Below are 24,153 nucleotides of genomic sequence, written 5' to 3' on the forward strand. Positions count from 1 at the left end.
CGACGGGAGGAGAAAATATGAAAGCACGAGTTCGTCATGCCGCTGCCAAGGCCATGCTGGCCGCGGTGGTGCTGATGCCAGCGGCCGGCATGGCCGCACCGGACTTCCCCAATAGGCCGATTACGCTGATCGTGCCGGGACCGGCGGGGAGCGGGACCGATCTCATCGGCCGGCTGGTCGCGGAGAAGCTTGGCGATCTGATGCACGTGAATCTCGTCGTCGAGAATCGCGCGGGCGCGTCCGGCATGATCGGCGTGCAACAGCTGATGCGAGCGAAGCCCGATGGTTACACGATCCTGCTCGGACACAACTCTTCGAACGTCATCGTGCCGTTGGTCACGCATCCCAAGCCCTATGACGGAGTCGAGGATTTCGCTGCCCTGGGCCGCATCGGCACATCGTCGAATGTGCTGGTGGCCAGTGCGTCTTCGCGTTACCAGACGTTGGACAGCCTGAAGCAAGCGGCAGGCAGGCATGAGCCCGTCAAGTATGGATCGCCCGGCGTCGGGCTGTCGCAGCATCTCGATGGGTTCGCGTTGCTGGACGAGCTTGGAGTACCTGGGCTGCACGTGCCGTACAAGGGAAGCGGTCCCGCGCTGACGGATCTCGTCGGGGGGCGCATCGACATCATGTTCGTCACGCCGCCAGCGGTGAAAGCCGCCTTGCAGGGTGGAAAGGTGCGCGCTCTGGCCCAGTCGTCGGCAGAGCGGCAGCGTATGTTCCAGGAGGTGCCGACGCTGAGCGAGCTGGGATACCCCCAATTGGTCAGCCGGTCATGGTGGGGGTTGTTCGCCCCCAAGGGCACGCCGGACTCGGTCGTCGCTCTGTTTCATGCCAGGTTGAACGAGATGCTGGCGAACAAGGATGTCCAACAATCGCTTGTCCAGATGTACATCGAAGTTTCGCCTTCCCGGTCACCGGAAGCGTTCAGGCAATGGATGCAACAGGACGTCGGCAAGTGGAAACGCGTTGTCGAGGCGGCGGGAGTTTCGTTGAAACAATGACGGCGGGTGGTGATGATCCGAGGCCGAGTGGAGGAGATGATCGATGACAAGACGTAGAAGCGTGTGCATGACTCTGATGGTGATAGCGGCGGGAACACCTCCGGTTCTTGCCGCGGCGGAGGTCTATCCGAGTCGCCAGATCGAACTGGTGGTCGCATATCCTGCGGGGGGCGGCATCGACACCCTGGCGCGGATGCTGGCGGCCGATCTGACGGGCAGGCTCGGCCAGAACGTCATCGTCGTCAACAAGCCGGGAGCCGCGGGAACGATAGGGTCCCACTATGTCGCCAAGGCCAGGCCCGATGGCCATACGCTGCTGTTGAGCGGCGCCAACGCGGTGCTGAGCCCGATCGTCGACGGCAAGACACCGTTTCGTATTTCCGATTTCTCCCCTGTTGCGCGCGTGACCGAGACCCCTTATGTGCTGGCTGCAGGATTGGGCCTTCCGGCAAGGTCGGTCCCGGAGTTGGTCCGTTACAGCCATGAGCACCCCGGGGTGGTCAATTATTCGTCTACGGGGCCTGGATCCGTGCAACACCTGCTTGGAGCATTCCTGGCCAAGAAAACGGGATCGAAGTGGATTCATATCCCTTACCAGGGGGGATCCCAATCGATTTCAGAAGTGGCCGCCGGGCGCATCCACGTGACCTTCTCGAATCCTATTCCCCTGGGGCCCTATCTCAGGGACGGTCGTCTGAAGGTACTCGGCATGGCCACCGACAAACGCATTCCCATGCTGCCCGATGTGCCGACACTGGAAGAACAGGGGATCGCCGACTTCGACATCAAGACCTGGGTTGGCGTCCTGGCACCGGCCGGAACGCCGGTCGAGGTTCGCCAGAAACTGAGCAAGGCCCTCGTCGCCGTCATGGCGCAACCGAAGATCGCGACGTCCATCAATGAACAAGGCAGTCTTGTCTCGCCGATGGAGCTCGATGATTTCGCCCGGTTTCTCGCTCAGGATCATGCGCGCTGGGTGAACATCGTGAAAGAGTCGGGGTTTACGGGCGACTGAGCGCGTCCCGGCCGCCGCGGGCAGCTACCCGCGACGGCCGGAGGCTATTACTGCGGCTCGATTCCCGCCGCCTGGATCACCGGCTTCCACTTGGCCGTCTCGGCCTTGATGCGGGCGGCGAACACGTCGGGCATTTCACCCAGCGGCGTGATGCCGGCGTTCTCGAGCTGCGCGCGGAAGGACGGTTCGTTGATCATCTTGCGGCCTTCCTCGGCCAGCTTGGCGACCACGTCCGCGGGCATGCCGGCCGGACCCATCAGCCCGTTCCAGGTATCGACCTCGTGGCCCGGGTAGGTTTCCGCGATGGTGGGCACCGAAGGCAGCTGCGGCAGGCGCTTGTCGCTGGAGACCGCCAGCAGCGTGAGCTTCTCGGGCGTCTTGGCGTAGGACATGACTTCCGAGACGCTGGCGCTGTACATGTCGATCTGTCCGGCCAGCACGTCGGCCAGGGCCGGCGCGCCGCCGCGGTAGGGAACGGTGGTGGCCGTTACTCCGACGCGGCTCAGGAACAGCAGCGCCGACAGGTGGGTCAGCGTGCCGTTGCCGCCGTGGCCCACGTTCAGCTTGCCGGGATTGGCCTTGGCATAGTTGACGAGGTCGGTCACGGTGCGGAAGTTGCGCTGGGGATTGACCGCCAGCACGAAGGGGTTGCCGCCCACGTTGACGATGGGAGCAAGATCGCGGATCGGGTCGTAGCGGATCTTGTTGGTCATGGGCGCGGTGACGATCTGCGTCATGGTCGCCATGAACAGCGTGTAGCCGTCGGGCTGGGCGCGCGCGACCTGCTCGGCGGCGATGGTGCCGGCCGCGCCGCCCTTGTTGTCGACGATGAAGGGTTTGCCGAAGACCTTGCCCATGCGCTCGGCCATCATGCGGGCCATCATGTCGGTGTTGCCGCCCGGGGCGAACGGCACCACGATGGTGACCGGCCGGCTGGGCCAGGCGTCGGCGGCCAGGGCGGCGGCGGGTCCCGCGACGATCGCGGCCGCCGCGAGGCTCAGGGGAATGCGGCGCAGCCATTGCTGGAGGGGGATCATGGTGTTGTCTCCTTCATCGGTTGTCATTGTTTTTTTCCTGTTTCCTTCTTGCCGTCCTTGGCCGCCAGCACCGCGGCGGGCGGCTGGACGACGAAGTGGGCGAGGCGGTGCCGGTCGAACGATTCCAGGTTGCGTTCCCAGGTCTGCGGCTGGTGGTCGGCGTCCACCGGGATCTGGTCCATGTCGGTATAGATTTCGACGTTGTTGCCGTCCGGGTCCTTGAACACCAGGAACCAGTTCGCGCCGGGGCCGTGCTGGCCGATGCCGCGTTCGATGGTCACGCCCAGCTGGCGGGCCACGTCCACGGCGCGGCGCATTTCCTCGACCGATTCCACGTAGTACGAGAAGTGTTCGAGGCCGGGGCGCGTATAGCGCGGCAGCTCGTCGCGATCGGGGGCGTCGTCGGGGATGCGCGACAGGGCCAGGTCGTGGTGGTCTTCGCCCGCCCGCAGGAAAACCATCTGGTCGCCGATGCGGTCGGACACGCGCAGGCCCATGACCTCGGTATAGAAACGCGTGGAGGCTTCCAGGTCGCGCACCATCAGGACCAGGTGGCCCAGCTTGCGCGTGCGGATGGGAGCGACCGGTTGCTGGTCGGTGGATGTCACGTTTGCCTCCTTGCCTATCGGCTTTCCTGCACGACGGTGTTCTCGATCGTGCCGATGTTCTCGATGTGAGCCACCATTCTGTCCCCCGCCTTCAGGTACATGCCGCGTCCCATGCCCACGCCGTCGGGTGTACCGGTGGCGATGAAGTCGCCGGGATGCAGGGTCAGGATGCGCGACAGGTAGGCGATCTGCTCGGCCACCGAGAAGATCATTTCCGAGGTGCTGCCGTCCTGCATGGTTTCGCCGTTGACCGCCAGCGACATGCGCAGCTGCTGGGGATCGCCGATGCAGCCCGCCGGCACCAGCCACGGGCCCATGGGGCCGAAGGTGTCGAAGCTCTTGCCGCGGAACCAGTCGTGGGTGAAGGGGTAGTCGGTACGGCGGTTGAGGTCGCGCGCGCTGATGTCGTTGAAGACGGTATAGGCGGCGATGGCCGACAGCGCGTCGTCGACCGACACGTGGCGGCAGGTCTTGCCGATGACCACGCCCAGTTCCACTTCCCAGTCGAGCCGGCTGGTTTCGGGCGGCATCTGGACGTTCTCGCCGGTAGCGACCACGCTGGTCTCGGCCTTCATGAAGATGTAGGGCTGGCTTTCGCTGCGCGCCGCCAGCTTGGTGCCCATCTCGTCGGCGTGTTCGTAGAAGTTGGACGCCGTCGCGAAGATGCGGCGGGGCTGGTAGGGAACGGCGTAGGTGGCGCCTTCCACCGCGGCGAGCCGGCCGCTTGCGGCGAGCTGGGCGGCGCGATCGGCCAACGTGGCGACCAGCGGGCCGCTGCCGGCCCAATCCGCGATCAGTGCGTCGATGCCCCCCGCCACGCGGGCCGGGTCCACGTCGCAGGCCTTTGCCAATTGAGCCAGGTCGTACAGGGTGTCGTTGACCACCAGGCCAGGATGCTTGTTGCCGTTGCGCTGATAAGTCGCCAGACCGTGCCAGTTCACGGGATCTCCTTGTTGCTGTCCGTGTTGAATCCAGGAAGGGCGGGGCCGGTGTAGCCACCCATTTCCGCTCCTTGTTTGGAATACTTTAAGTGCATCGTGTATACATGTCAATCGGTTTGAGATAATTTTTTTGTGATGTGTGTGCCAGGGAAAGACTTGAAGAAATTTTCCCAGAGGGGCTGATGCGGAATTTTCTTGTATGCAGAATCGTCTTAATGTGTTCAATGACGATAGGTACGCATATCTACATGCCATTCATGTTCATGGTGCCAGGGGTGCCCGCGTATAATCCGGGGGCATTCGATGGCCCATCTAGAAGGACGCTTTCGTGACCACCATTGCCGCTCGGATCAGCCAGTCGCTGGCTGACGAGATCATCGCGGGTACCCTGGCCCCGGGCGAAAAGCTCGAGGAGCCCTCGCTGGCCGAGCGCTTCCAGGTCTCGCGTACGCCCATCCGCGAGGCGCTGCGCCTGCTCAACGCCCGTGGCCTGATCGAACTGGTGCCGCGCCGGGGCGGCGTGGTGGCCAACGTCAGCGCCGAACAGCTTGCCGACATGCTCGAGGCGCTGTGCGAACTGGAGTCGCTGTGCTGCCGCATCGCCACCCAGCGCATGAGCGCGATGCAGCGCCGCCAGCTCGAACTGCTGCACGAGGAAACCCAGCAGGTGTCCGAGCGTGGCGATGCCGACGCCTATCTCAGGCTCAATGCGCGCTTTCACCAGCTCATCTGCCAGGGCACGCAGAACCAGACCCTGGTCGCGCAGGTGGAAAACCTGCGCGACCGGCTGGCACCGGTCCGCGCCGCGCAAAGCGGCGTCGAGCGCCGCTTCGAGACTTCCCACCGCGAACACGAGAAAATCGTGGAAGCGGTGCTGGCCGGGCAGCCCGAGCAGGCCTACCTGGCCATGCGCAGCCACACCACCCGGCTGACGCTCCATGTGATGGAGCAGATCGAGGCCCAACGCGCCGGCTAGCGGCTTCCACTCGCGCGCCGGCCTACCGAAGGAACAGACCCACCATGCAGCCTACCGAAGCCCTCCGCGCCGCCTTCACGCCCAAGCAGGTCCTGCGCGCGTCCATCAACGTCGGCAATCCCATTCTTGCCAGCCGCGACGACCGGCACGGCGCGCGCGGCGTGTCGGTAGACCTGGCGCGGGAACTGGCCAGGCGGCTGGGCGTGGGGTTGGAACTGGTGGTCTTTCCGTCGGCCGGCGAGTCGGTCGAGGCGGTGGCAGCCGAGCAGGCCGACATCGGTTTCTTCGCCATCGATCCCACGCGCGGCGAGCTCATCTCGTTCACCGATGCCTACGTGGTGATCGAAGGAGCCTACCTGGTGCGCGACGGCTCGCCCATCGCCGCCCATGCGGATGTGGACCGGCCGGGCGTGCGCGTCACGGTCGGCAAGGGCAGCGCCTACGATCTCTACCTGAGCCGCAGCCTGCAGCAGGCCAGCATCGAGCGCGCGCCGACGTCGCCGGCGGTGGTCGACGTGTTCCTGGAAAGCGGCGCCGACGTGGCGGCGGGCGTGCGCCAACAGCTCGAGGCCGACGCCGCGCGGCTGGGCGGTGTGCATCTGCTGCCGGGCCATTTCATGCTGATCCGGCAGGCGATGGGCGTGCCCAAGTCGCGGGGCGAGGCCGCCGCCGATTACCTGCGCGCCTTCGTCGAGGAAATGAAGGTGTCGGGGTTCGTCCAGGAGGCGCTGGCGCGCCACCAGATCACCGGCGCGGCGGTGCCATCGACATAAGGTCCGCGCCGGCTACCGCAGGCGCCGCCCCGGTCCCGCCAGGCTGCGTTCGATCCGCTTTCTTCTTTCTTCCAGCGCCTTGACCAGCGCCGGCACCCGCTCGGGTCTTATGCGGTCCTGCACCGCGCTCAGGCTCAGCGCCGCCATGGGGGCGCCGTGCGCATCCGACACCCGCACCGCGAGGCCGCGCACGCCGGTCATGACCAGGCCGTCGCTCAGCGCATAGCCGTCCTCGCGTGCCCGCGCGACGGCGGCCCGCAGCGACGGTTCGGACACGTTGGGATAGGCGCGCAGCGGTTCGCGTATCGATTCGAACACCAGTTCCGCCTCGTCCTCGGGCAGGGCCGCGATCATGATGATGCCGCCCGCCCCCACGCCCAGCGGTCGGCGCGTGCCGACGTCGACGGTGAAGGCCTTGATGGGATAGGGGCCCATCTTGCGTTCGATGCAGACGGTGTCGTAGCCCGAGCGCACGGCCAGGAAGGCGGTGTCGCCGGTTTCGTCGGCCAGTGCCTGCATGTCGGGCCCGCATAGCTGGCGCAGGTCGGCGCGGCCGCTGGAGACGGACCAGCCCAGCACTGCCATCTCCATGCCCAGGCGGTAGCGCCGGGTGTCCTCGTCCTGTTCGACCAGGCCATGCTGCAACAGTGACGTCAGCAGCCGGTGGACGGTGGGTTTGGACAGGCCGGAGGCATGCTGGAGATCGATCAGGCGCAGGCCGGATTCGCCGGCCGACGCCAGGAGCCGCAGCACCGCGACGGCCCGGTCCACGGTCTGCGCGCCGCTGGTGTCGGGACGGTTCATGGCGCGCATCGTAGCATGCAGGTTGGCCGTCACTCGCCGTCGAGCTTGATGCCGGTCTTGCTGACGATGCCGCTGTACAGGTCGATCTGCTGCTTCCAGAACGCGGCCAGTTCCGCGGGCGTGGAACCGACGGCCTCGGACCCCGCATCCTTGAACCGCTGGCGCGACTGCGGGTCTTTCGCGGCGGCCGAGACGGCCGCGGCCAGGCGGTCCAGGACGGGCTTGGGCGTGCCCGCCGGCGCGTAGATCGCGACCCAGAACGGGAACGCGTAGCCGGGCACGGCTTCGGCCACGGTGGGCACGTCGGGCAGCATGGCCGAACGCTCGGTGGTGGTCACGCCCAGCGCCCGCACCCGTCCTTCGTGGATGTTGCCGATCTGCGGCGGCACGCCGTCCAGCATCATGTGGATGCGTCCGCCCAGCAGGTCCTGCATGGCCGCCGCCGTGCCCTTGTAGGGCACGTGCTGCATGTTGACGCCGGCCAGGGTCTTGAACAGTTCGGAGGCCAGGTGGATGGCGGTGCCGTTGCCGGAAGACCCATAGTTGTATTTGTCGGGATTCTTCTTGAGCAGTTCGACGAACTCCTTCATGTTCCTGGCCGGCACCTTGGAATTGACGACCATGACCAGCGGGAACTGGGCGACCAGGGACACGGGCGCGAAGTCCTTGACGGGGTCGAAGCCCAGCCGTTCCTTGCCCAGCAGGCCGGTGGCGACGGCGGACGAGGAATTGAAGATCAGGGTGTAGCCGTCCGGCGCGGCGTTGGCCACGGTCTTGGCGGCGATGGCGCCGCCAGCGCCGGCCATGTTCTCCACGACGACCTGTTGCTTGAGGTCCTCGGCCATCTTCACCGCGGCGATGCGGGCCAGCTGGTCGATGCCGCCGCCCGGCGAGAATGGCACCAGCAGCCGCACGGGGCGGGTGGGGAAGTCGGCCGCGCGGACCGGCAGGGTGGCGGTGGCGGCCAGCGCGAAGGCGGCCGCCAGGTGGATCAGGGGTTTGATCATGAGTGTCTCCGTTGTGCGGGCCTGTCGCGGCCCATGTGGCCGCGCGTCAGGGTTGGCCGGACAGGTCCAGGCCGCGCGCGTCGTCGATGAGGTGGGCCAGGCGTTCGCGGAAGAAGGGCGCCGGCTTGAGGATGCGGCATTCCTGCGCCAGCATCAGCGGCCTGGCCTGGGCCAGGAAGGCCTTCCAGTCCGGGTCGGCGAACAGCGCCTCGCGGCAGTCCATGCGCTGTTGCAGGCTGCGGTAGCCCCACTGCGTGACGGTCTGGTTCAGGGCGCCGATCTCGCTCACGTAGTAGCCCAGCAGCGCCGGCAGGTGGCGCATCTGCGCCGCCATGCCTTCCTTCCTGTACAGCGCGACGAAGGCGTCGAGGTTGCCCGGATGATAGGTATAGAGCCGCTGTTCGACGATCATGTCGCCTCCCGCTGGTCCTGGCTGAACTTGTAGACGTGGGTGCGCCTGGCCAGTTCGGGAATGGGCATGCCGTCCTGGATGTCGCGGTAGCGGCGGGCCTCGCCTTCGCCGATTTCCTGGGCGCGCTTGAGCACCGTCTCGACGGCTTCGCGCGGGATGAAGCAGATGGCGCCTTCGTCGGCCACCACCAGGTCGCCGGGCCGCACCTGCACGCCGCGTATGTGCACGATGCCGTTGATGGCGACGGTCTCCAGCCGCCACTTGCCCGTGATGGAACTGACGCCGCGCGACCAGATCGGGAAGTCCTGCGAGCGCGACTGCTCCACGTCGCGGATGGCGCCGTCGATGACGGCGCCCGCCTCGCCCTGGCGCTTGGCGATGGCGGCCGACAGCCCGCCCATGTTGGAGATGCCGGGCACGCCTTCGATCACGAGCACGTCGCCGGGTTCGGCCAGGTTGTGGGCCTCGATCTCGGCCATCTTCGAGATGCGGTCCTTGGCGCCCTTGTAGGCGTCGTCGCGCTGCTCGACGTTGCGCAGGGTGAGCGCCGGGCCGGCCATGCGGCGTCCGGGCAGGGTGGGCGGCAGGTCGCAGCCCGGCACCACGCTGCACAGGCCCAGCTCGTCCATGGCGTCGGACACGGTGCCGGTCAGGTCCTCCAGGGCGAGGAAGGCGTCGATGACGGATTGCGGATAGCGGGGGATGTCGAGATCGCCGAAGACGGCGGCGGGCAGCTTGCCCAGGGGAGTCTTGCTGGTCATGGGGTGTCCTTGGGGGTCAGGCGGCGGGCGTGCCCGCCATCACGATGCGGAAGAGCCGCAGGAAGTTGTCGCGGGCGATGGCGTCGATGTCCCGGCGTGCCAGGCCGATGTCCGCCAGGCCGGCCAGCATGTCCTGCTGGGCCTGCAGGCCGTCGATGGGGTAGCGCCACGGCCAGGTCCCGTAGACCTCGGGCTTGCGCATGAATTCCTGGTAGCGCTCGGCCGGCTGGTCGGTGATGAAGTCCGAGCCTATGCCCACGTGCGCGACGCCGATGCGGTCGACGGCATAGCGGATGTGCGCCACCACGTCCTGCACGCCCGGGGTCTCGCCCGGCATGCGCACCAGCGGCGGCAGATAGGTGATGCCCAGCACGCCGCCGTTGGCCTTGAGCGCGTCCAGCAGGGCGTCGCTCTTGTTGCGGGCGTTGGGGCACAGGGCGTAGGCGTTGGCATGCGTCACCGCCACCGGATGGCGCGAGATGGCCAGCACGTCCAGGCCGCTGCGGTCGCCCACGTGCGACAGGTCGATGACGATGCCCAGGTCGTTCAGCACGCCCACCAGCTCGCGGCCGAGCGAGGACAGGCCGGCGTCGGCCGGCTCGGCGCAGCCGTCGCCGTACAGGTTGCGGATGTTGTGCGCGACCTGGATCACGCGCACGCCCAGCGCGTGGAAGAGTTCCATCAGTTTCAGGTCGCGCTCCACGCCCGGCACGTTCTGGTAGCCCAGCACGATGCCCAGCTTGCCCGCCTGGCGGGCGCGCTCGAAGCCGTCGCCGTCCTCGACCACCTGGACCAGGTCCGACAGGGTGGCCAGATGCGCGCGGTAGTCCGCCAGTTGATTCAGCGAATGGCGCAGGTCGGGAATGGGATTGATGCCGCGAAAATTGTTCAGCGTGATGTGGACGGCTTCCACGCCGTGGGCCAGGCTGGCCTCGGCGTAGGCGGCGGTCATGCGCGCGCCGTTCAGCAAGTCGAATACCTTGATCATGCTCGGTGGTCTTCCTGGTGATTGCTGGTCCGTAATGTGGACCGGCGAGAGCAGGATTTTCTTTTCCACGGATTCATGTGTCGAGATTGATGGTCCGGTATGCGGACCAAAAGCACGAAACGTGGAAATCGCCGCCCCTCGCCCGGAGCCGGGGCCGGGAACGGCAGTTGCTGCGGCGACCGGTCTACCGGAGATCGCCATGTGCCCTACCCCCGCCTCGCAGCCCGCCATGTTCCTGTCGACGAAAGTGGGCCTGACCGTCAATGGCGCGCGCCACGAACTGCGCCTGGACCCCCGCACCACCCTGCTCGATTGTCTGCGCGAACACCTGGCCCTGACCGGCACCAAGAAAGGCTGCGACCACGGGCAGTGCGGCGCCTGTACCGTCCACGTGGACGGCCGCCGGGTCAACGCCTGCCTGGTGCTGGCGGCCACGCTCGAGGACCGGGAGGTGACGACGGTGGAAGGGCTGGCCGGGGATGGCCAGCTGCATCCGGTACAGGCCGCCTTCCTGGAACAGGACGCCTACCAGTGCGGATATTGCACGGCGGGCCAGATCATGTCGGCGGTGGCGCTGCTGGGCGAGCCCTGCGGCGAGTCGGACGCCGACGTCCGGGAGGCCATGAGCGGCAACCTTTGCCGCTGCGGCGCCTACAAGAACATCCTGGCGGCGGTGCGGCAGGCGCGCCGCGGCATCGCGTAGCGGAGGCGGTCATGGAAATGTTCCAGCTGCGGCGGGCCGAGGACGTGGCCCAGGCGGTGGGCGCGGCCGCCTACGCGGAGGACCGCCAGGGCGCGCCGGTCCGGTTCCTGGCGGGCGGCACGACGCTGATCGACCTGATGAAGTTGGACGTGGAACGGCCGGCCATGGTGATCGACATCGGCCGCTTGCCGCTGGACCGCATCGAACCCACGCCGGAGCATGGGGTGCGCATAGGCGCGATGGTACGCAATTCGGACCTGGCCCATGACCCGCTGATACGCGAGCGCTATCCGGTACTGTCGCAGGCCCTGCTGTCCGGGGCCTCGGCGCAGTTGCGCAACATGGCGACCACCGGCGGCAACCTGTTGCAGCGGACCCGCTGCGTGTATTTCCGCGACGTGGCCATGCCCTGCAACAAGCGCGAGCCGGGGTCGGGCTGTCCCGCCATCGGCGGCTACAACCGCAACCTGGCGGTGCTGGGAACCAGCGAGTCCTGCATCGCCAGCAATCCGTCGGACATGAACGTCGCGCTGATGGCGCTGGGCGCCACCATCGAGATCCAGGGGCCCGAGGGCGCCCGCACGGTGGGCATCGACGATTTCTTCGTGCTGCCGGACGACACGCCGCAGCGCGAAACGGTGCTGGAGGCAGGCGAGCTGATCACGCACGTGACGCTGCCGCCGCTGCCGGCCGGCACCCGTTCGCATTACCTGAAGCTGCGGGACCGCGCGTCCTATGAGTTCGCCCTGGCCTCGGCGGCGGTGGTCGTGACCCTGGCCAACGGCGGCATCACGGCCGCGCGCTTCGCCATGGGCGGCATAGGCACGCGGCCCTGGCGCCTGCCGGCGACGGAAGTCCTGCTGGCGGGTGGAGCGCCCTCGGCGGCGGTGTTCGATGCCGCGGCGCGGGAACTGCTGCGCGAGGCACGGCCGCAAAGCCAGAACGCCTTCAAGATCGAGTTGGCGCGGCGCTGCCTGGTCCATGCCCTGGATACCGTGACGACGGCGGATTAGCGGAGAACGACGATGAGCCTGCAGAACGAATCCCCCATCGGCGTCGGCCACATCCGGGTGGAAGGCCCGCTGAAGGTCACGGGGCGCGCCCGCTACGCGGCGGACCATGGCTTTGCGGACATGCTGCATGCCGTGCCCGTGTGCGCCACCGTGGGCAAGGGACGCATCGCGGGCATCGAGGCCGGCGTCGCCCGGGGCATGCCGGGCGTACGCAAGGTCTATACCCGCGAGAACATCGGCCGCTTTGCGCGCGTGGAGGAAAAGGTCGCCAAGCTGGACGAGTACCGGCCGCCCATGGAAGACGACGAGATCCGCTATTACGGGCAATACGTCGCGCTGGTCGTGGCCGACACGCTGGAACAGGCGATGGCCGCTGCGGCGGCGGTGGCCGTGCAATACGAGGCGCGGGTTCCCGACGTGTCCATGGAGCTGGCGCCCGACGGCGAGCCGCGCGTGGACACCGAGCGCGGCGATGCGGCCGCCGAATTCGAGCGCGCCGCCATCCGCATCGACCATACCTACACCACGCCGCCCGAGACCAACAATCCCCTGGAGATGCACGCCACCGTGGCCGTGTACGACGGCCACGGCTACACGCTGTACGAAAGCACGCAGGGCATCGTCAATCACAAGGCGGCGATGGCGGGGATGCTGGACGTGCCGGAAGACCGCGTCCGCATCGTTACCGAGCACGTGGGGTCGGGCTTCGGCAGCAAGCTGTGGCCCTGGGGGCATTCGCTGCTGGCCGCCGCCGCGGCGCGCGACCTGCGGCAGCCGGTCAAGCTTGTCCTGAGCCGTCGCATGATGTTCCACAACGTCGGGCATCGTTCCAACACCAGCCAGCGCGTGCGCCTGTCCGCAACGAAGGATGGCCGGCTGACCTCGTTGCGGCACGATTACCTGTTCCACGTGGCGATGGACGAATATCACAAGGAAAACTGCGGCGAAGCGACCGGCTTCCTGTACAGCACCCCCAACCTGCGGGCCGCCTACGGGTCGGCGCGGCGCAACATCGCGCCCACCACGTCCATGCGCGGGCCGGGTGCCGTGCCCGGCCTGTACGCCGTCGAGTCGGCCATGGACGAACTGGCCATCGAACTGGACATGGATCCGGTCGAACTGCGGCTGCGCAACGAGCCCGAGCGGGACGAGGCGGCCGGCCTGCCCTTCTCGTCGCGCCACCTGCGCGAGTGCCTGCTGCAAGGCGCGGAGCGCTTCGGCTGGGCGCGGCGCGATCCGCGCGTGGGGTCCATGCGGCGCGACGGCCTGGTCCTGGGCTGGGGCATGGCGGCCTGTTCGTGGATGGCGGTCAGGCTCAAGGCGAGGGCCAGCGTGACGCTGCGCGCGGACGGCACCGCGCGCGTGGCCAGCGCCACGCAGGACATCGGCACCGGCACCTATACCGTGATGGCGCAGATGGCGGCCTCGGTGCTGGGCCTGCCGCTGGATCGCATCGAGGTGGCGCTGGGAGACAGCGACCTGCCGCCGGGACCCACGTCCGGCGGTTCCATGGCCACCGGCTCGCTGGTGCCCGCGGTACTGGCGGCCGCGCGCGACGCGGTTCGCCAGTTGGCCGCATGCGCCGCCCGCGCGGGCGTGGCGCAGGTGTCCGGCGTTCCCTTCCAGGACGTGCTGCGGGCGGCGGGCGTCGATCACGTCGAGGGCCACGGACAGTCCGAGGGCAGCGATGCCGACCCGGGGGCCAGGCGCCATTCCATGCATTCCTTCGGCGCGCATTTCGTCGAAGTGACCTGGGAGCCGGCCATCGCCCGGCTGCGCGTGGCCCGCGTCGCGACCGTGATCGATGCCGGGCGCATCATCAATCCGCGCACCGGCCGCAACCAGATCGAGGGCGCCATCGTGATGGGATTGGGCATGGCGCTGTTGGAGGAAACGTCCTACGATCCGCGCCAGGGCGCGCCCATCAACAACAATCTGGCGGACTACATGGTCGCCACCCATGCCGATGCGCCGGAGATCGACGTGCATTTCGTCGAGCATCCGGACACCGTGCTGAACGAACTGGGCGCGCGCGGCATAGGCGAGATCGGACTGGCGGGGGTGGCGGCGGCCATCGCCTCGGCCGTCCACCATGCCACGGGCGTGCGCGTGCGGGACCTGCCGGTGAAGGTCGAAGCGCTGCTGGCGGCGCGCTCAGCGGGTTGATCCGCCGCGTTTCCTGCCCGTGCCGCCGGCCGGCTGCGGCCCGCCCTGGAACAGTTCCACGATCGCCTGCCGCAGCCAGGTGTTGCCCGGCTCCTGGTCGTGGCGCTTGTGCCAATAGACCATGACGTCGTAGCCGGGCATCTGCACCGGCGGGGCGAAGTGGCACAGGCCCCAGCGCCGCGCCACCGACAGCGCGAGGTTGCGCGGCATGATGGCGACGACGTCGGTGTCGGCCACCAGTTCGGCGATGGCCAGGAAGTGCGTCACCCGCGCCACCACCTGTTCGCTCATGCCGTTGGCGACCAGCATGCGCTCGATCAGCAGCGAGTGGTTGGTGCCCGCCACGTTCGGCACGACGTGGCGCGCGCGCTTGAACTCGGCCAGGCTGAGCGTGCCGCGCGGCACCGTGGATGGCCGCGCCACGCAGGCATAGACGTCCGAGAACAGGATCCGGCTGCGCACGCCGGCGATGTCGGGATTGATGGCGCCCAGCGCGAGGTCGATGGTGCCCTTCGACAGTTCCTGCGCCAGTTCTTCCGGGCTCGCGCTGGTGGCGACCGTCTCCACGCACAGCCGCGGCGCGTGGTGCTGGAGATGGCGGATCAGCCGGGGCAGGAAGGTGTGCTCGCCGACGTCGGTCATCGCCAGCCGGAACACGCGGCGCGCGATGGCGGGCACGAAGGAGCCCTTCTCCAGCGTCTGGGCCAGGATCTGCAAGGCCTGGGACACCGGGCCCACCAGTTCGTCGGCGAAGGGCGTGGGCTCGACGCCCTTGGCCAACCGTACGAACAGCGGATCGCCGTACATGTCGCGCAGGCGGGCCAGCGCGTGGCTCATCGCGGGCTGGCTCAGCCCCAGCGCCTTGCCGGCCGCCGTCAGGTTGCGCGTGCGGTAGATGGCGTCGAACAGGTCCAGCAGGTTCAGGTCCAGCTTGCGCGACAGCGGCTTGTCCATGCCTATGTCATTCTCATGAAGAATGAGTGAGATTCAATCATTTCATTTTACATATATCTACCCCAAACCTAAGATTCGCTCCACATCGAGTGGAGCGAGACGATGACGACATCGATATCCGCCAGCGGGCCCGGCTTTTCCGGGTACGTGCTGGACGACGAGGACAACGGCAGGTTCCTGGTCGACCGCGGGATCTACCGGGATCCGGCGCTGTTCGACGCCGAGATGGCCCGCATTTTCGAAGGCGGCTGGGTCTACCTGTGCCACGAAAGCGAGCTGGCCCGGCACGGCGACTATGTGACGCGCTACATGGGACGCCAGCCCGTGGTGGTGAACCGCCGCAAGGACGGCAGCATCGGCGCCTTCGTCAATGCCTGTGCGCACCGGGGCACGGTGGTCGCGCCGCTGCGCAAGGGGTCGGCCAAGAGCTTTACCTGCCGCTTTCATGGCTGGACCTATGCCGAGACGGGGCGCTGCATCAAGATCAAGAACCAGGAGACCGGCGCCTACGCGGCCGACGAGAACCTGCGCGACGGCTTCGGCCTGAAGGTGGTGCCCCGGGTGGACAGCTACCGGGGCTTCGTGTTCGGCAGCCTGCGCGCCGACGTGGGCGAACTGGCGGAGCACCTGGGGCCGACCCGGGTCTGGATAGACCTGATGGTGGACCAGTCGCCCGAAGGGCTGGAGGTGGTCGAGGGCGACTCCACCTACATCATCCGCGGCAACTGGAAGATGGGCGGCGAGAACGGCGTCGACGGCTATCACGTCAGCACCGTCCACCGCGTCTTCGCCGCCACGATGACCATGCGCGAGGAGGCGCGCGGCGGCGCCGGCACGCAGAAGACCGAGGCCGGCCGCATCGTGGGCAGGGTCGAGTCGGGCACCGCCGATTTCGGCAACGGCCACATCGGCATCTGGGCCCGGCGCTCGACGCCGGAGGCGGCGCCGCTGTACGAGGCCCGCGAGCGCCTGCTGGGCGAGTTCGACGAGCGCAAGGTGGACTGGATGGTAGGCATGGGCCGCAATCTCTACCTGTTCCCCAACATGCTGCTGTTCGACCAGCCCTCGACGCAGATCCGCATCCTGCGGCCGCTGTCTGCCGACCGTACCGAAGTCCGCATCCAGTGCATCGCGCCGCGCGGCGAGAGCCCCGAGGCCCGGGCGTCGCGGCTGCGCAAGTTCGTGGACTTCTACCTGCCCACGGGCATGGCCACCTCGGACGACATCGCCGCGCTGGAGGACACCGCCGTCGGCGGCGAGGCCAGGCTGAGCCGGTGGAACGACTACGGCCGGGGGGAAAAGGCCATGCAACCCGGCGCGCAATGCCGGCCGCTGATGGACATAGGCTGCGAGGCGGTGGCGGCTTCCGACAACTGGGACCACGAGGTTTTCTACCAGGGCTACTACCGCCACTGGCTGCGGGTGATGAACGAGGAGCGGGACTGATGGCCGTCGATACCGACCTGCATGTGCAGGTATCCACCTTGCTGGCCCGCGAGGCCATCTACCTGGACGAGAAGAACTGGGACGCCTGGCTGGATCTGTTCGCGCCGGACGTCGAGTATTTCGTGCCCGCCTGGCTGTCGGAGGACGCCCTGACCACCGACCCGCGCACGCAGCTTTGCCTGATGCACATGGATTCCCGGCTGGGGCTGGAGGAGCGCGTGTTCCGCATCCGCAGCCGCGATTCGTTCGCGTCGCTGCCGCTGGACCGGACCGCGCACCAGACGACCAACATCCTGGTCACCGGGCAGTCCGGCAACGAGGTCGAGGTGACCGCGTCGTGGCTGGCGCATTGCGTGGGGCCGCGCGGCCAGGCCACGCGGGGCGGGCGCTACGACTACACGCTGCGGCGCACGGACGGCGGGCTGAAGATCGCGCGCAAGCGCATCGTGATGATCGACGAGAAGATCGAAGGCACGGTCGATGTCTATCACATCTAGGCGGGCGCACCATGCATGACATCACCGCGATCTTCGAGGACGGCCGGACGGTCCGCTTTCCCGCGCGTCCAGGCGAGGTGGTCTACCAGGCCGCCTATCGCGCCTCGGTGCAACTGGCCCACGACTGCCTGGAAGGCGCGTGCGGCGAATGCAAGGCCTGGTGCACGGCGGGCGAGTTCGAACTGGATGACTACAGCGACGAGGCCTTGTCGCGAGACGAGCGCGACCAGGGGCAGACGCTGCTGTGCAAGATGCGGCCGCGCTCGCCGTGCGTGGTGGAACTGCCCTATCCTTCCGGCTTCCAGGCCGGGCACGCGCCGGCGTCCATCGCGGCGCGGCTGGCGGCGGTCGAGCGCGTCTCGTCCACGGTCGTGCGCACGCGGCTGGAGACCGACCAGTCGCTGGACTTCCTGCCGGGCCAGTATGCCAACCTGTCGGTGCCCGGCGCCGGCGTGTCGCGAGCCTATTCGTTCGCCAGCCTGCCGGGAGGCAGGCTGCTGGAGTTCTTCCACAAGCTGGTCCCGGACGGCGCCATGAGTACCTATCTCGCCCAGCGCGCGGCGGTGGGCGATGCGCTGGCGCTGACGCCGCCGTCCGGCCATTTCTACCTGCGCGAGAATGGCCGCCCGCTGCTGCTGGTCGCCGGCGGGACGGGGCTGGCGCCTTTCCTGTCCATGCTGGGCCATCTGGCGCGCACGCCCCGTCCGGCGCCGCCGGTCCGGCTGCTGGTCGGGGCCAACGCGGCGGCAGAGTTCTTTGCCCACGAGCAACTGGCCGAACTGACAGCCATCCTGTCCGTCGAGATCGAGCGTATCGCCGTCTCCAGCGAAGGATGGACCGGCGCCAGCGGCCACGTCACGCAGCTGCTGCGCGACGACATGCTGCGGGATGAACCCGATGTCTATCTGTGCGGCCCACCGCCCATGATCGAGTCCTGCGCCGGCTGGCTGGCGGCGCGGGGCGTGGACCGCCACCGGATCCGGGCCGAGAAGTTCCTTCCCTCGGCCTGAATACCGGCCGGATTGCAAGTGACCGAAGTGTCACGCAGTGCCCCTACCAACTGGAGACAAGCATGCCCAAGTCCATTCCGTCCGTCCGTACCCGGCGCGCCGCCTGTCTGCTCGTGGCCGGCAGCCTGCTGTCCGTCCACGCCGCGGCCGGCGCGAAAGAGGAGGCCTGGCCCGCCAAGCCCATTCGCATCGTCGTGGCCTTCGCGCCCGGCGGGCTGACCGACATCATCGCCCGGGCCTTCCAGCCGCGCCTGGCCGAGATCTTCGGCCAGCCGGTCATCATCGAGAATCGCCCCGCGGCCGGCGGGACCGTGGCCGAAGGCGCCGTGGCGCGGGCCGAGCCGGACGGCTACACGCTGCTGATGACCGCCGACGGCGTGCCGGCCAATCCGCATCTCTACAAGGGCCTGTCCTATGACATGTTCCGGGACCTGCAGCCGGTCAGCCAGCTGGTCCGCATTCCACTGGTCATGCTGGTCAATCCTTCCCTGCCGGTGAAATCCGTCAAGGAACTCGTCTCGTTCGCCGCCGCGGCCCCGGGCAAGTATTCCTATGCCAGCCCCGGCGCGGGCACCAGCAACCACCTGTTCTTCGAGGTGTTCAAGGACATGACCCGGATGGACATGGTGCATGCGCCCTACAAGGGCGGCAGCCCCGCCATGACCGATCTGGTGGGCGGGCACGTGCAGGCGCTGCTGATCTCGGCCACCCTGGCGGTGCCCCAGGCGCTGGGCGGTAAGGTGCGCGCGCTGGCGGTTACCAGCGACAAGCGCATGGACGCGCTACCGGAGGTGCCCACCTTCGCCGAGGCGGGTTATCCCACGTTCAACCCGCACCAGTGGACCGGCCTGTTCGTGCCGGCAGGCACGCCGCCCGCGCTGGTGGCCTGCATCCACCAGGCTTTCGCGAAGGCGGCCGAGGCGCCCGACGTGCGCGCGCGCCTGAAGGAACTGTCGGCCGAGCCCTACATGACCACGCCCGAGGAGTTCAAGCAGAACCTGCGCAAGGACTACGACATGCTGGGCGCGCTGATCGAGAGCAAGGGCATCACGCGTTAGTCGCTAGAACGAGTGGCGCATGCCGACCTGGAAGGCGGTCGGGTCCGAGACGCTGCCGGTGCCCACGCCGCTGTTGGCGAAGCGGCTCAACTGGTAGTTGGCGGCCGCCTTGTTGGCGACGTGCGAGTATTGCGCATACAGCGTGGTCCGCCTGGACAAATCGTATTCGTAGCCCAGCGTGATCTGCCGCGCATCGTTGCCGGAAGCGGCGGCCGGGCGCGATGCGTCGAGCAGGCCCAGGCTGCCCAGCAGGCGGCCGTTGGACGTGAGAGCGAAGCTGGCGCCCAGTGTCCACAGGCTGACACGGGCGTCGGGCGCCGCGGCGTTGTCGGTGCGGAACTGCCAATAGCTCAGGTAGAGCTTGGCGCGGCCCAGGGCGTAGCTGCCGCCTGCCATCCACTCGTTGGTGGCGTGCACGCCGGCGTTCAGCACGTCGACGCGGTTCCAGGCCAGACCCAGATACAGCGGGCCTTCCTGATACTGTCCCGCCATCCCGGTATGGCGGCCCATCTTGCCCTGGGCCGTGCTTTCCGCGCCCAGGCTGTAGAACAGGCCGGCGCGCAGGCCCTTCCAGCTGGGGCTGTCGTAGCGGACGGCGTTGTCGGTACGCGAGGCGCCGGCGGCCATCAGCACCTGGGAGGTGCTGTACGGGGCGACGTTGAAGGCGTTCGAACGGATCTTCAGGTCGTAGATGGGGCTGTACTCGCGGCCCGCCGTCAGCGTGCCCCACTTGCCCGACAGGCCCAGTACGGACCGGCCGCCGAACAACTGTCCGCCCACCTGGGTGCCGTCGTCGACGTTGAAGCGGCCTTCCAGCACGAACAGCGCCTGGTTGCCGTTGCCCAGGTCCTCGGTGCCGCGCAGGCCCCAGCGCGACTGGGTCAGTCCGCCGGACTGGAGCCGCGTGGCCTTGTTGTCGCCGGACTTGATGTACTCGATCGAGGCATCGACGATGCCATACAGGGTGACGTTGCCCTGGGCGTGGACCAGGCCGGGCGCCAGGGCGGCGGCCGCGAGGGCCAGCAGGGGCGTGAATGTCTTCATCGGGAGTCTCCGTTGCCAGTCGTGGCTGGCTCGTTGTGGGAAGCGTGGGCGTGCGGGGGCCGGGCTGCGCGGGCGCGAAGCGGGCCGGCGCCGTCCGTCGGGACGGCGCGCGATTGGAAGGAGCGAGAGATGGAGGCCGGCTACTCGGGCTGCAGGCCGGCGTTGGCGATGATGGCCTTCCAGGCCTGGAGCTGGTTGCGGACCAGTTGCGAGAAGGCCTCGGGCGAGCTCTCCACCGGCACGAGGCCGACCGAGGCGTACTTGGCCTTCACGTCGGGCGTGGCGCCGACCTGGGCGACCGCGCGGGCGATGGCGTGGACAACCGTCGCCGGCGTTCCCGCCGGAGCCAGCAGGCCCTCGAAGCCCACGAGGTCGAAGTTGCCGAAGCCGGCCTCTTTCATGGTCGGCACGTTGGGCGTCAGCGCGGAGCGCGTGGGGCCGGTGCTGGCCAGCACGCGCAGCTTGCCAGCCTCGACCTGCGGGGCCAGCGTGGAGTAGCTGGCGAAGACGGCCGAGACGCGGCCGCCCACCACGTCCATGACGGCGGGCGGCGTACCCTTGTAGGGCACGTGCAGCATGTCGGCGCCGCCTTCCTTGGCCAGCAGGCCGCCCAGCAGGTGGGGCGTCGTGCCCGCGCCGGGCGAAGCGTAGGTGTACTTGCCGGGCGCCGCCTTGGCCAGGGCGATGAATTCGCGTACGGTCCGGGCCGGGATGCCGGCGTTCACGGCCAGCCACAGCGGCGCGTCGGCGGCCTGGGCCACGGGCACGAAGCTGTTGATGGGGTCGTAGGTCAGGTTGCGGTAAAGCGAGGGCGCCTGCACGAACGCGGTCGAGGTGAAGAGCAGCGTGTGGCCATCCGGCGCGGCGCGCGCGACGGCGTCGCTGCCTATGGTGGTGCCGGCTCCGGGCCGGTTCTCCACTACGACGGGTACGCCCCAGGCCTTGCTCAGGGGGTCGGACAGGGTGCGCGCCGACTGGTCCATGGAGCTGCCGGCCGGCCCGGGCACGACGATCCTGACCGGGCCGTTCGGAAAGCCCGCGGGCTGCGCCATGGCACAGGCCAGGGGGGCGGCCAGCGCCAGCGCGTGCAGGGCGCGAAGGCCGTGGCGCGCCGCCGCGGCGGGAATGTTGGGGGTGGTTTTCATGTCGTCTCCTCGATCCTGGCGGCCATGGTCCGCAACCCGCCGCCGCGCCGTCAAAGCGCGTTCTCGCATTTTGGGACAGATCGGGCGCCGGGCATAAGGCAATCCGATCCCCTTCCGGGGCTTGCCGTGCGCCGGAAAACGCCGCGTGACGAGGTGCCAGGAGGGGGAGCCATCCATGCGGCTGCCATAATGCCGATAAAAAAATAAGATGGCATTTGAACAAGCTTGTATGCCGGCGCCGCGCGCCGTGCCTCACCCTGGATCTTTTTCCGGACCCGTATCGTGGCCACTCCTCCCAAGCGTCTCGCTCCCCTGCCCAGCCTGGCCCATTTGCGGGTGTTGGCCACGGTGGCCCAACAGGGCAGCGCCACCCGCGCGGCGGCGGCCCTGTTCCGTGCCCAGTCGGCCGTCACCCGGTCCATACGCGAGATCGAGCAGGTGCTGGGCGAGCCCCTGCTGGAGCGGCGCGCCACGGGCATGGTCCCCACCGCGGTCGGCCGCGCGGTGCTCGAGCGCACCGCGCGGGTGTTCGGCGAACTGGAGGACCTGGCGTCATGGTGCGCGGCCGTCCCGTCGCGGGCCCGCACGGCCGTGGCGCCGGCGGTACCGAGCTACCTGCTCAATACGCGCCGGCTGCAACTGCTGGTGGCGCTGGCCCGGCATCGCCATATGCCCACGGCCGCGCATGCCCTGGGCATCAGCCAGCCGGCGGTCAGCGCGGCCATACGCGTCCTGGAAAGCGGGGCGGGTTTCCCGCTGTTCGACCGCACGATCGGCGGCCTGCTGCCGACCGAGGCGGGCGAGCAGTTCGTGCTCCAGGTGCGCAGGGCGCTGAACGAGCTGCGCCACATTCCCGACGACATCGCCGCGGTGAAGGGCAGCATACGCGGCCAGGTCGTGGTCGGCGGCCTGCCTTTCGCGCGCACCCGCATCCTGCCCGAGGCCGTGGCCCGGGTCAGCCGCTCGCATCCGGGCGTGCGCGTGGTCACCGACGAGAGCGCCTACGAGATCCTGGCCGCAGACCTGCGCGCCGGCGACGTCGATTTCATTTTCGGCGGCCTGCGCGCCGCCGACATGGCCAGCGGCCTGCGGGGAGAAATGCTGATGTCCGAGGCCATGGTGGTGCTGGCGCGCAGCGACCATCCGCTGGCCGGCGGCCGTGGCCTGACCCTGGCCCGGCTGGGCCGGCAGCAATGGATACTGCCCCGTGCCCACACGCCCGCGCGCACCATCCTGGACGACGTCTTCGCCCGGGCGCGCGTGCGCACGCCCGAGCCGGCGGTGGAGACCGCCGACCTCGCCATGATCCGGGGGCTGCTGCTGCGCACCGACATGCTGGCCATCCTGCCGGCCCAGCAACTGCACTACGAGTGCCAGACCGGCAGCCTGGTGGTGCTGGACATCGCGCTGCCCGGCACGGAGCGGGACATCGGCCTGACCCTGCGCGCCACCGGCGAGCCGTCTCCGGCGGCGCGGACGCTGATCGAGGCGATACGGGACGTCGTCGCCGGCATGGCCACCCCGGCCATCTGAGCCGGCGCTGCCGGGCGGGCCGATCAATCTGGCCGGCCAAGGTATCTATTTTATTTATTGGAATGACGCCATCGTACCGGTTCGGCCGACCGCTCACGGCCGCTGGAGAACCTGTGGTTTACGTCATTCGGATTGCCTGCCGGAACCGCGTTTCCGGGAAGCCGAAAAAATTTATCGTCGTCTTGTCTTTCGTCCTGCTTGCCGCCATGATGCGCGCACCGCAGGCCGCCACGGCCACCTCCATCCGAACACGAGACCAAGCATGAGCACCGTCCAGGAACATCTCGACATCTTTCCGTTCGACACCCCGCCCGTGGTGCTGACGCGGCGCGAGGCGCTGCTGCTGGGCGACCCCGTGCCGTCCACGGTGCAGGCGCCGGAGCCATCGCCCGTCGAGGCCATCCACTACGCGCCGCGCTATTCCGAACAGAAAGGCCCCCAGCGCAACGTCTACGAAAGCCCCTATCTGCGCATCGAGCGCCACTCCATGGCGCACGGGCGGCAGCGCTTCTATCACCGCAACACCGGCGCGGACGAGATCTCCTACCAGGTGGACGGCCAGCGCCTGCTGATGACGGAACTGGGCTCGGTCGATCTCGTGCCGGGCGAGTTCGTGCGGCTGCCCAACGGCGTGGCCCACGACAACTACGGCAGGCAGGACATCCACCTGCTGCTGTACGTGTCGGAGCCCGCGGCCGAACTGCTGCCCGCGCGCCGGACCTCGGCGCATCGCGAGCAGCCGTTTCCCGAGTGGCAGCCCGCGGTGGTCAACGAAATGGTGTCCAGGGACCTGGCCGGCCCCGGGCAGTACCTGGTGCTCGCGCCGGCGGACGAACGCCTGCTGCTGGACCAGGCCTTGAACGATCCGCGCCGGCTGGCCGTGCTCGATCCCGGCGACGAGGCCGCCGGGGCCTGCTGGATCTACCGATCGACCCACGTATGGATAGGCCGCATGCGGCGCCCGGCCAGCGACGGCCGCGTCTATCAGCGCCACTTGAACGCCGACGAAGTGCAGTACCAGGTGAGCGGGCGCCGCACGCTGGTGACGCAGCGCGGCTGCCTGGAGATCGAGCCCGGCGACTTCGTGCGCATCCCGCAGGGCGTGGCCTTCACCAGCATTCATCACGAGCCCTGCGAATACCTGATGCTGGCCTCCCGCCACGAGATCCCGCAATCGGCCCAGGGCACGCGGCAAGGCAGCAGGCTCGATGCCGCCGCGCTGGAGCGGCTGCGCGCGCGCTGAGCCGGACGAGACGAC

General features: G+C 68.4%; 24 protein-coding genes. 13 read left to right on the top strand and 11 right to left on the bottom strand.

The genetic code is table 11. The annotated features are described in order from the left end of the window. Positions 1-17: 17 nt before the first annotated feature. On the top strand, positions 18-1,004 hold the full coding sequence (locus EV675_RS05045; protein WP_130356287.1) for a Bug family tripartite tricarboxylate transporter substrate binding protein: 987 nt from the start codon (positions 18-20) through the stop codon (positions 1,002-1,004). Positions 1,005-1,071: 67 nt separating this feature from the next. Further along, positions 1,072-2,019, top strand: coding sequence for a Bug family tripartite tricarboxylate transporter substrate binding protein (locus EV675_RS05050; protein WP_165404436.1), 948 nt, complete (start codon positions 1,072-1,074; stop codon positions 2,017-2,019). Positions 2,020-2,066: 47 nt separating this feature from the next. Here EV675_RS05050 and EV675_RS05055 read toward each other — a convergent pair whose 3' ends face one another. From EV675_RS05055 to EV675_RS05065, 3 genes are read right to left on the bottom strand one after another with little or no spacing between them, the layout of a single operon-like run. After that, the gene (locus tag EV675_RS05055; protein WP_242621337.1) at positions 2,067-3,083 is read right to left on the bottom strand and encodes a Bug family tripartite tricarboxylate transporter substrate binding protein; all 1,017 of its coding nucleotides are present in this window, start codon (positions 3,081-3,083) and stop codon (positions 2,067-2,069) included. Further along, the gene (locus tag EV675_RS05060; RefSeq protein WP_278044755.1) at positions 3,080-3,664 is read right to left on the bottom strand and encodes a VOC family protein; all 585 of its coding nucleotides are present in this window, start codon (positions 3,662-3,664) and stop codon (positions 3,080-3,082) included. Before EV675_RS05060 ends, EV675_RS05055 begins: the two co-directional genes overlap by 4 nt. 14 nt (positions 3,665-3,678) lie before the next feature. After that, on the bottom strand, positions 3,679-4,605 hold the full coding sequence (locus tag EV675_RS05065; RefSeq protein ID WP_242621338.1) for a fumarylacetoacetate hydrolase family protein: 927 nt from the start codon (positions 4,603-4,605) through the stop codon (positions 3,679-3,681). A 328-nt stretch (positions 4,606-4,933) separates the two neighbouring features. Between EV675_RS05065 and EV675_RS05070 the strand changes: the two genes are divergently transcribed. Together EV675_RS05070 and EV675_RS05075 are read left to right on the top strand one after the other, a co-directional pair. Continuing rightward, complete coding sequence (locus EV675_RS05070) at positions 4,934-5,581, top strand: GntR family transcriptional regulator (RefSeq protein ID WP_130356290.1); 648 nt, start codon at positions 4,934-4,936, stop codon at positions 5,579-5,581. A gap of 44 nt (positions 5,582-5,625) precedes the next feature. Further along, positions 5,626-6,354, top strand: coding sequence for an ABC transporter substrate-binding protein (locus EV675_RS05075; RefSeq protein ID WP_130356291.1), 729 nt, complete (start codon positions 5,626-5,628; stop codon positions 6,352-6,354). Between the two features lie 12 nt (positions 6,355-6,366). Here EV675_RS05075 and EV675_RS05080 read toward each other — a convergent pair whose 3' ends face one another. Genes EV675_RS05080 through EV675_RS05100 form a run of 5 tightly spaced genes read right to left on the bottom strand, consistent with a single transcriptional unit; the run spans position 6,367 to position 10,326 of the window. After that, positions 6,367-7,158, bottom strand: coding sequence for an IclR family transcriptional regulator (locus EV675_RS05080; RefSeq protein ID WP_165404437.1), 792 nt, complete (start codon positions 7,156-7,158; stop codon positions 6,367-6,369). A gap of 29 nt (positions 7,159-7,187) precedes the next feature. After that, positions 7,188-8,165, bottom strand: coding sequence for a Bug family tripartite tricarboxylate transporter substrate binding protein (locus tag EV675_RS05085; RefSeq protein WP_130356293.1), 978 nt, complete (start codon positions 8,163-8,165; stop codon positions 7,188-7,190). Positions 8,166-8,211: 46 nt separating this feature from the next. Next, complete coding sequence (locus tag EV675_RS05090) at positions 8,212-8,577, bottom strand: NIPSNAP family protein (protein WP_130356294.1); 366 nt, start codon at positions 8,575-8,577, stop codon at positions 8,212-8,214. After that, the gene (locus EV675_RS05095) at positions 8,574-9,338 is read right to left on the bottom strand and encodes an RraA family protein (protein WP_130356295.1); all 765 of its coding nucleotides are present in this window, start codon (positions 9,336-9,338) and stop codon (positions 8,574-8,576) included. Before EV675_RS05095 ends, EV675_RS05090 begins: the two co-directional genes overlap by 4 nt. Before the next feature lie 16 nt (positions 9,339-9,354). Beyond that, the gene (locus tag EV675_RS05100; RefSeq protein ID WP_165404438.1) at positions 9,355-10,326 is read right to left on the bottom strand and encodes a dipeptidase; all 972 of its coding nucleotides are present in this window, start codon (positions 10,324-10,326) and stop codon (positions 9,355-9,357) included. Positions 10,327-10,525: 199 nt separating this feature from the next. Between EV675_RS05100 and EV675_RS05105 the strand changes: the two genes are divergently transcribed. Genes EV675_RS05105 through EV675_RS05115 form a run of 3 tightly spaced genes read left to right on the top strand, consistent with a single transcriptional unit; the run spans position 10,526 to position 14,208 of the window. Continuing rightward, entirely contained in the window at positions 10,526-11,029 is a 504-nt protein-coding gene (locus tag EV675_RS05105; protein WP_130356297.1) for a (2Fe-2S)-binding protein, read from the top strand. Between the two features lie 11 nt (positions 11,030-11,040). After that, positions 11,041-12,042: an FAD binding domain-containing protein gene (locus tag EV675_RS05110; protein WP_130356298.1), complete on the top strand. Its 1,002-nt coding sequence runs from the start codon at positions 11,041-11,043 to the stop codon at positions 12,040-12,042. 12 nt (positions 12,043-12,054) lie between these two features. After that, positions 12,055-14,208: a xanthine dehydrogenase family protein molybdopterin-binding subunit gene (locus EV675_RS05115; RefSeq protein WP_130356299.1), complete on the top strand. Its 2,154-nt coding sequence runs from the start codon at positions 12,055-12,057 to the stop codon at positions 14,206-14,208. On the opposite strand, the gene EV675_RS05120 is transcribed toward EV675_RS05115, so the two are convergent. Beyond that, positions 14,197-15,162 carry a LysR family transcriptional regulator gene (locus EV675_RS05120; RefSeq protein WP_130356300.1) on the bottom strand — a complete coding sequence of 322 codons (966 nt, stop codon included), beginning with the start codon at positions 15,160-15,162 and terminating at the stop codon, positions 14,197-14,199. The two genes, EV675_RS05115 and EV675_RS05120, sit on opposite strands and share 12 nt — an antisense overlap. A 102-nt stretch (positions 15,163-15,264) precedes the next feature. Here EV675_RS05120 and EV675_RS05125 point away from each other — a divergent pair, with 102 nt between their 5' ends. The 4 genes from EV675_RS05125 to EV675_RS05140 all read left to right on the top strand — a co-directional run bounded on the left by EV675_RS05125 (position 15,265) and on the right by EV675_RS05140 (position 19,173). Next, the gene (locus EV675_RS05125) at positions 15,265-16,608 is read left to right on the top strand and encodes an aromatic ring-hydroxylating oxygenase subunit alpha (RefSeq protein ID WP_130356301.1); all 1,344 of its coding nucleotides are present in this window, start codon (positions 15,265-15,267) and stop codon (positions 16,606-16,608) included. Next, positions 16,608-17,105, top strand: coding sequence for an aromatic-ring-hydroxylating dioxygenase subunit beta (locus tag EV675_RS05130; protein WP_165404439.1), 498 nt, complete (start codon positions 16,608-16,610; stop codon positions 17,103-17,105). The genes EV675_RS05125 and EV675_RS05130 overlap by 1 nt, the downstream gene beginning before the upstream one ends. 11 nt (positions 17,106-17,116) lie before the next feature. After that, complete coding sequence (locus tag EV675_RS05135; protein WP_130356303.1) at positions 17,117-18,115, top strand: 2Fe-2S iron-sulfur cluster-binding protein; 999 nt, start codon at positions 17,117-17,119, stop codon at positions 18,113-18,115. Positions 18,116-18,177: 62 nt separating this feature from the next. After that, the gene (locus tag EV675_RS05140) at positions 18,178-19,173 is read left to right on the top strand and encodes a Bug family tripartite tricarboxylate transporter substrate binding protein (protein ID WP_130356304.1); all 996 of its coding nucleotides are present in this window, start codon (positions 18,178-18,180) and stop codon (positions 19,171-19,173) included. A gap of 3 nt (positions 19,174-19,176) precedes the next feature. Here the strand turns inward: EV675_RS05140 and EV675_RS05145 are convergent, their stop codons facing one another. Both EV675_RS05145 and EV675_RS05150 read right to left on the bottom strand, forming a co-directional pair. Next, positions 19,177-20,217, bottom strand: a complete 1,041-nt coding sequence (locus tag EV675_RS05145) for a porin (RefSeq protein ID WP_130356305.1) — start codon at positions 20,215-20,217, stop codon at positions 19,177-19,179. A 140-nt stretch (positions 20,218-20,357) separates the two neighbouring features. Continuing rightward, positions 20,358-21,362, bottom strand: a complete 1,005-nt coding sequence (locus EV675_RS05150; RefSeq protein ID WP_165404440.1) for a Bug family tripartite tricarboxylate transporter substrate binding protein — start codon at positions 21,360-21,362, stop codon at positions 20,358-20,360. 282 nt (positions 21,363-21,644) lie between these two features. On the opposite strand from EV675_RS05150, the gene EV675_RS05155 reads away from it, so the two are divergent. Together EV675_RS05155 and EV675_RS05160 are read left to right on the top strand one after the other, a co-directional pair. Beyond that, positions 21,645-22,895, top strand: a complete 1,251-nt coding sequence (locus EV675_RS05155; protein WP_207221913.1) for a LysR family transcriptional regulator — start codon at positions 21,645-21,647, stop codon at positions 22,893-22,895. Positions 22,896-23,157: 262 nt separating this feature from the next. Further along, positions 23,158-24,138 carry a cupin domain-containing protein gene (locus EV675_RS05160; protein ID WP_130356307.1) on the top strand — a complete coding sequence of 327 codons (981 nt, stop codon included), beginning with the start codon at positions 23,158-23,160 and terminating at the stop codon, positions 24,136-24,138. Positions 24,139-24,153: the final 15 nt, after the last annotated feature.

It is taken from the genome of Pigmentiphaga kullae, assembly GCF_004216695.1.
GTDB lineage: Bacteria > Pseudomonadota > Gammaproteobacteria > Burkholderiales > Burkholderiaceae_B > Pigmentiphaga > Pigmentiphaga kullae.

What these genes read in the sequence shown, in the direction of transcription:
- EV675_RS05045 (WP_130356287.1), top strand. Translation starts at nt 18, where the DNA reads ATGAAAGCACGAGTTCGTCATGCCGCTGCCAAGGCCATGCTGGCCGCG.
- EV675_RS05050 (WP_165404436.1), top strand. Translation starts at nt 1,072, where the DNA reads ATGACTCTGATGGTGATAGCGGCGGGAACACCTCCGGTTCTTGCCGCG.
- EV675_RS05055 (WP_242621337.1), bottom strand. Translation starts at nt 3,083, where the DNA reads ATGACAACCGATGAAGGAGACAACACCATGATCCCCCTCCAGCAATGG.
- EV675_RS05075 (WP_130356291.1), top strand. Translation starts at nt 5,626, where the DNA reads ATGCAGCCTACCGAAGCCCTCCGCGCCGCCTTCACGCCCAAGCAGGTC.
- EV675_RS05080 (WP_165404437.1), bottom strand. Translation starts at nt 7,158, where the DNA reads ATGAACCGTCCCGACACCAGCGGCGCGCAGACCGTGGACCGGGCCGTC.
- EV675_RS05085 (WP_130356293.1), bottom strand. Translation starts at nt 8,165, where the DNA reads ATGATCAAACCCCTGATCCACCTGGCGGCCGCCTTCGCGCTGGCCGCC.
- EV675_RS05090 (WP_130356294.1), bottom strand. Translation starts at nt 8,577, where the DNA reads ATGATCGTCGAACAGCGGCTCTATACCTATCATCCGGGCAACCTCGAC.
- EV675_RS05095 (WP_130356295.1), bottom strand. Translation starts at nt 9,338, where the DNA reads ATGACCAGCAAGACTCCCCTGGGCAAGCTGCCCGCCGCCGTCTTCGGC.
- EV675_RS05100 (WP_165404438.1), bottom strand. Translation starts at nt 10,326, where the DNA reads ATGATCAAGGTATTCGACTTGCTGAACGGCGCGCGCATGACCGCCGCC.
- EV675_RS05105 (WP_130356297.1), top strand. Translation starts at nt 10,526, where the DNA reads ATGTGCCCTACCCCCGCCTCGCAGCCCGCCATGTTCCTGTCGACGAAA.
- EV675_RS05110 (WP_130356298.1), top strand. Translation starts at nt 11,041, where the DNA reads ATGGAAATGTTCCAGCTGCGGCGGGCCGAGGACGTGGCCCAGGCGGTG.
- EV675_RS05115 (WP_130356299.1), top strand. Translation starts at nt 12,055, where the DNA reads ATGAGCCTGCAGAACGAATCCCCCATCGGCGTCGGCCACATCCGGGTG.
- EV675_RS05120 (WP_130356300.1), bottom strand. Translation starts at nt 15,162, where the DNA reads ATGGACAAGCCGCTGTCGCGCAAGCTGGACCTGAACCTGCTGGACCTG.
- EV675_RS05125 (WP_130356301.1), top strand. Translation starts at nt 15,265, where the DNA reads ATGACGACATCGATATCCGCCAGCGGGCCCGGCTTTTCCGGGTACGTG.
- EV675_RS05130 (WP_165404439.1), top strand. Translation starts at nt 16,608, where the DNA reads ATGGCCGTCGATACCGACCTGCATGTGCAGGTATCCACCTTGCTGGCC.
- EV675_RS05135 (WP_130356303.1), top strand. Translation starts at nt 17,117, where the DNA reads ATGCATGACATCACCGCGATCTTCGAGGACGGCCGGACGGTCCGCTTT.
- EV675_RS05140 (WP_130356304.1), top strand. Translation starts at nt 18,178, where the DNA reads ATGCCCAAGTCCATTCCGTCCGTCCGTACCCGGCGCGCCGCCTGTCTG.
- EV675_RS05145 (WP_130356305.1), bottom strand. Translation starts at nt 20,217, where the DNA reads ATGAAGACATTCACGCCCCTGCTGGCCCTCGCGGCCGCCGCCCTGGCG.
- EV675_RS05150 (WP_165404440.1), bottom strand. Translation starts at nt 21,362, where the DNA reads ATGAAAACCACCCCCAACATTCCCGCCGCGGCGGCGCGCCACGGCCTT.
- EV675_RS05160 (WP_130356307.1), top strand. Translation starts at nt 23,158, where the DNA reads ATGAGCACCGTCCAGGAACATCTCGACATCTTTCCGTTCGACACCCCG.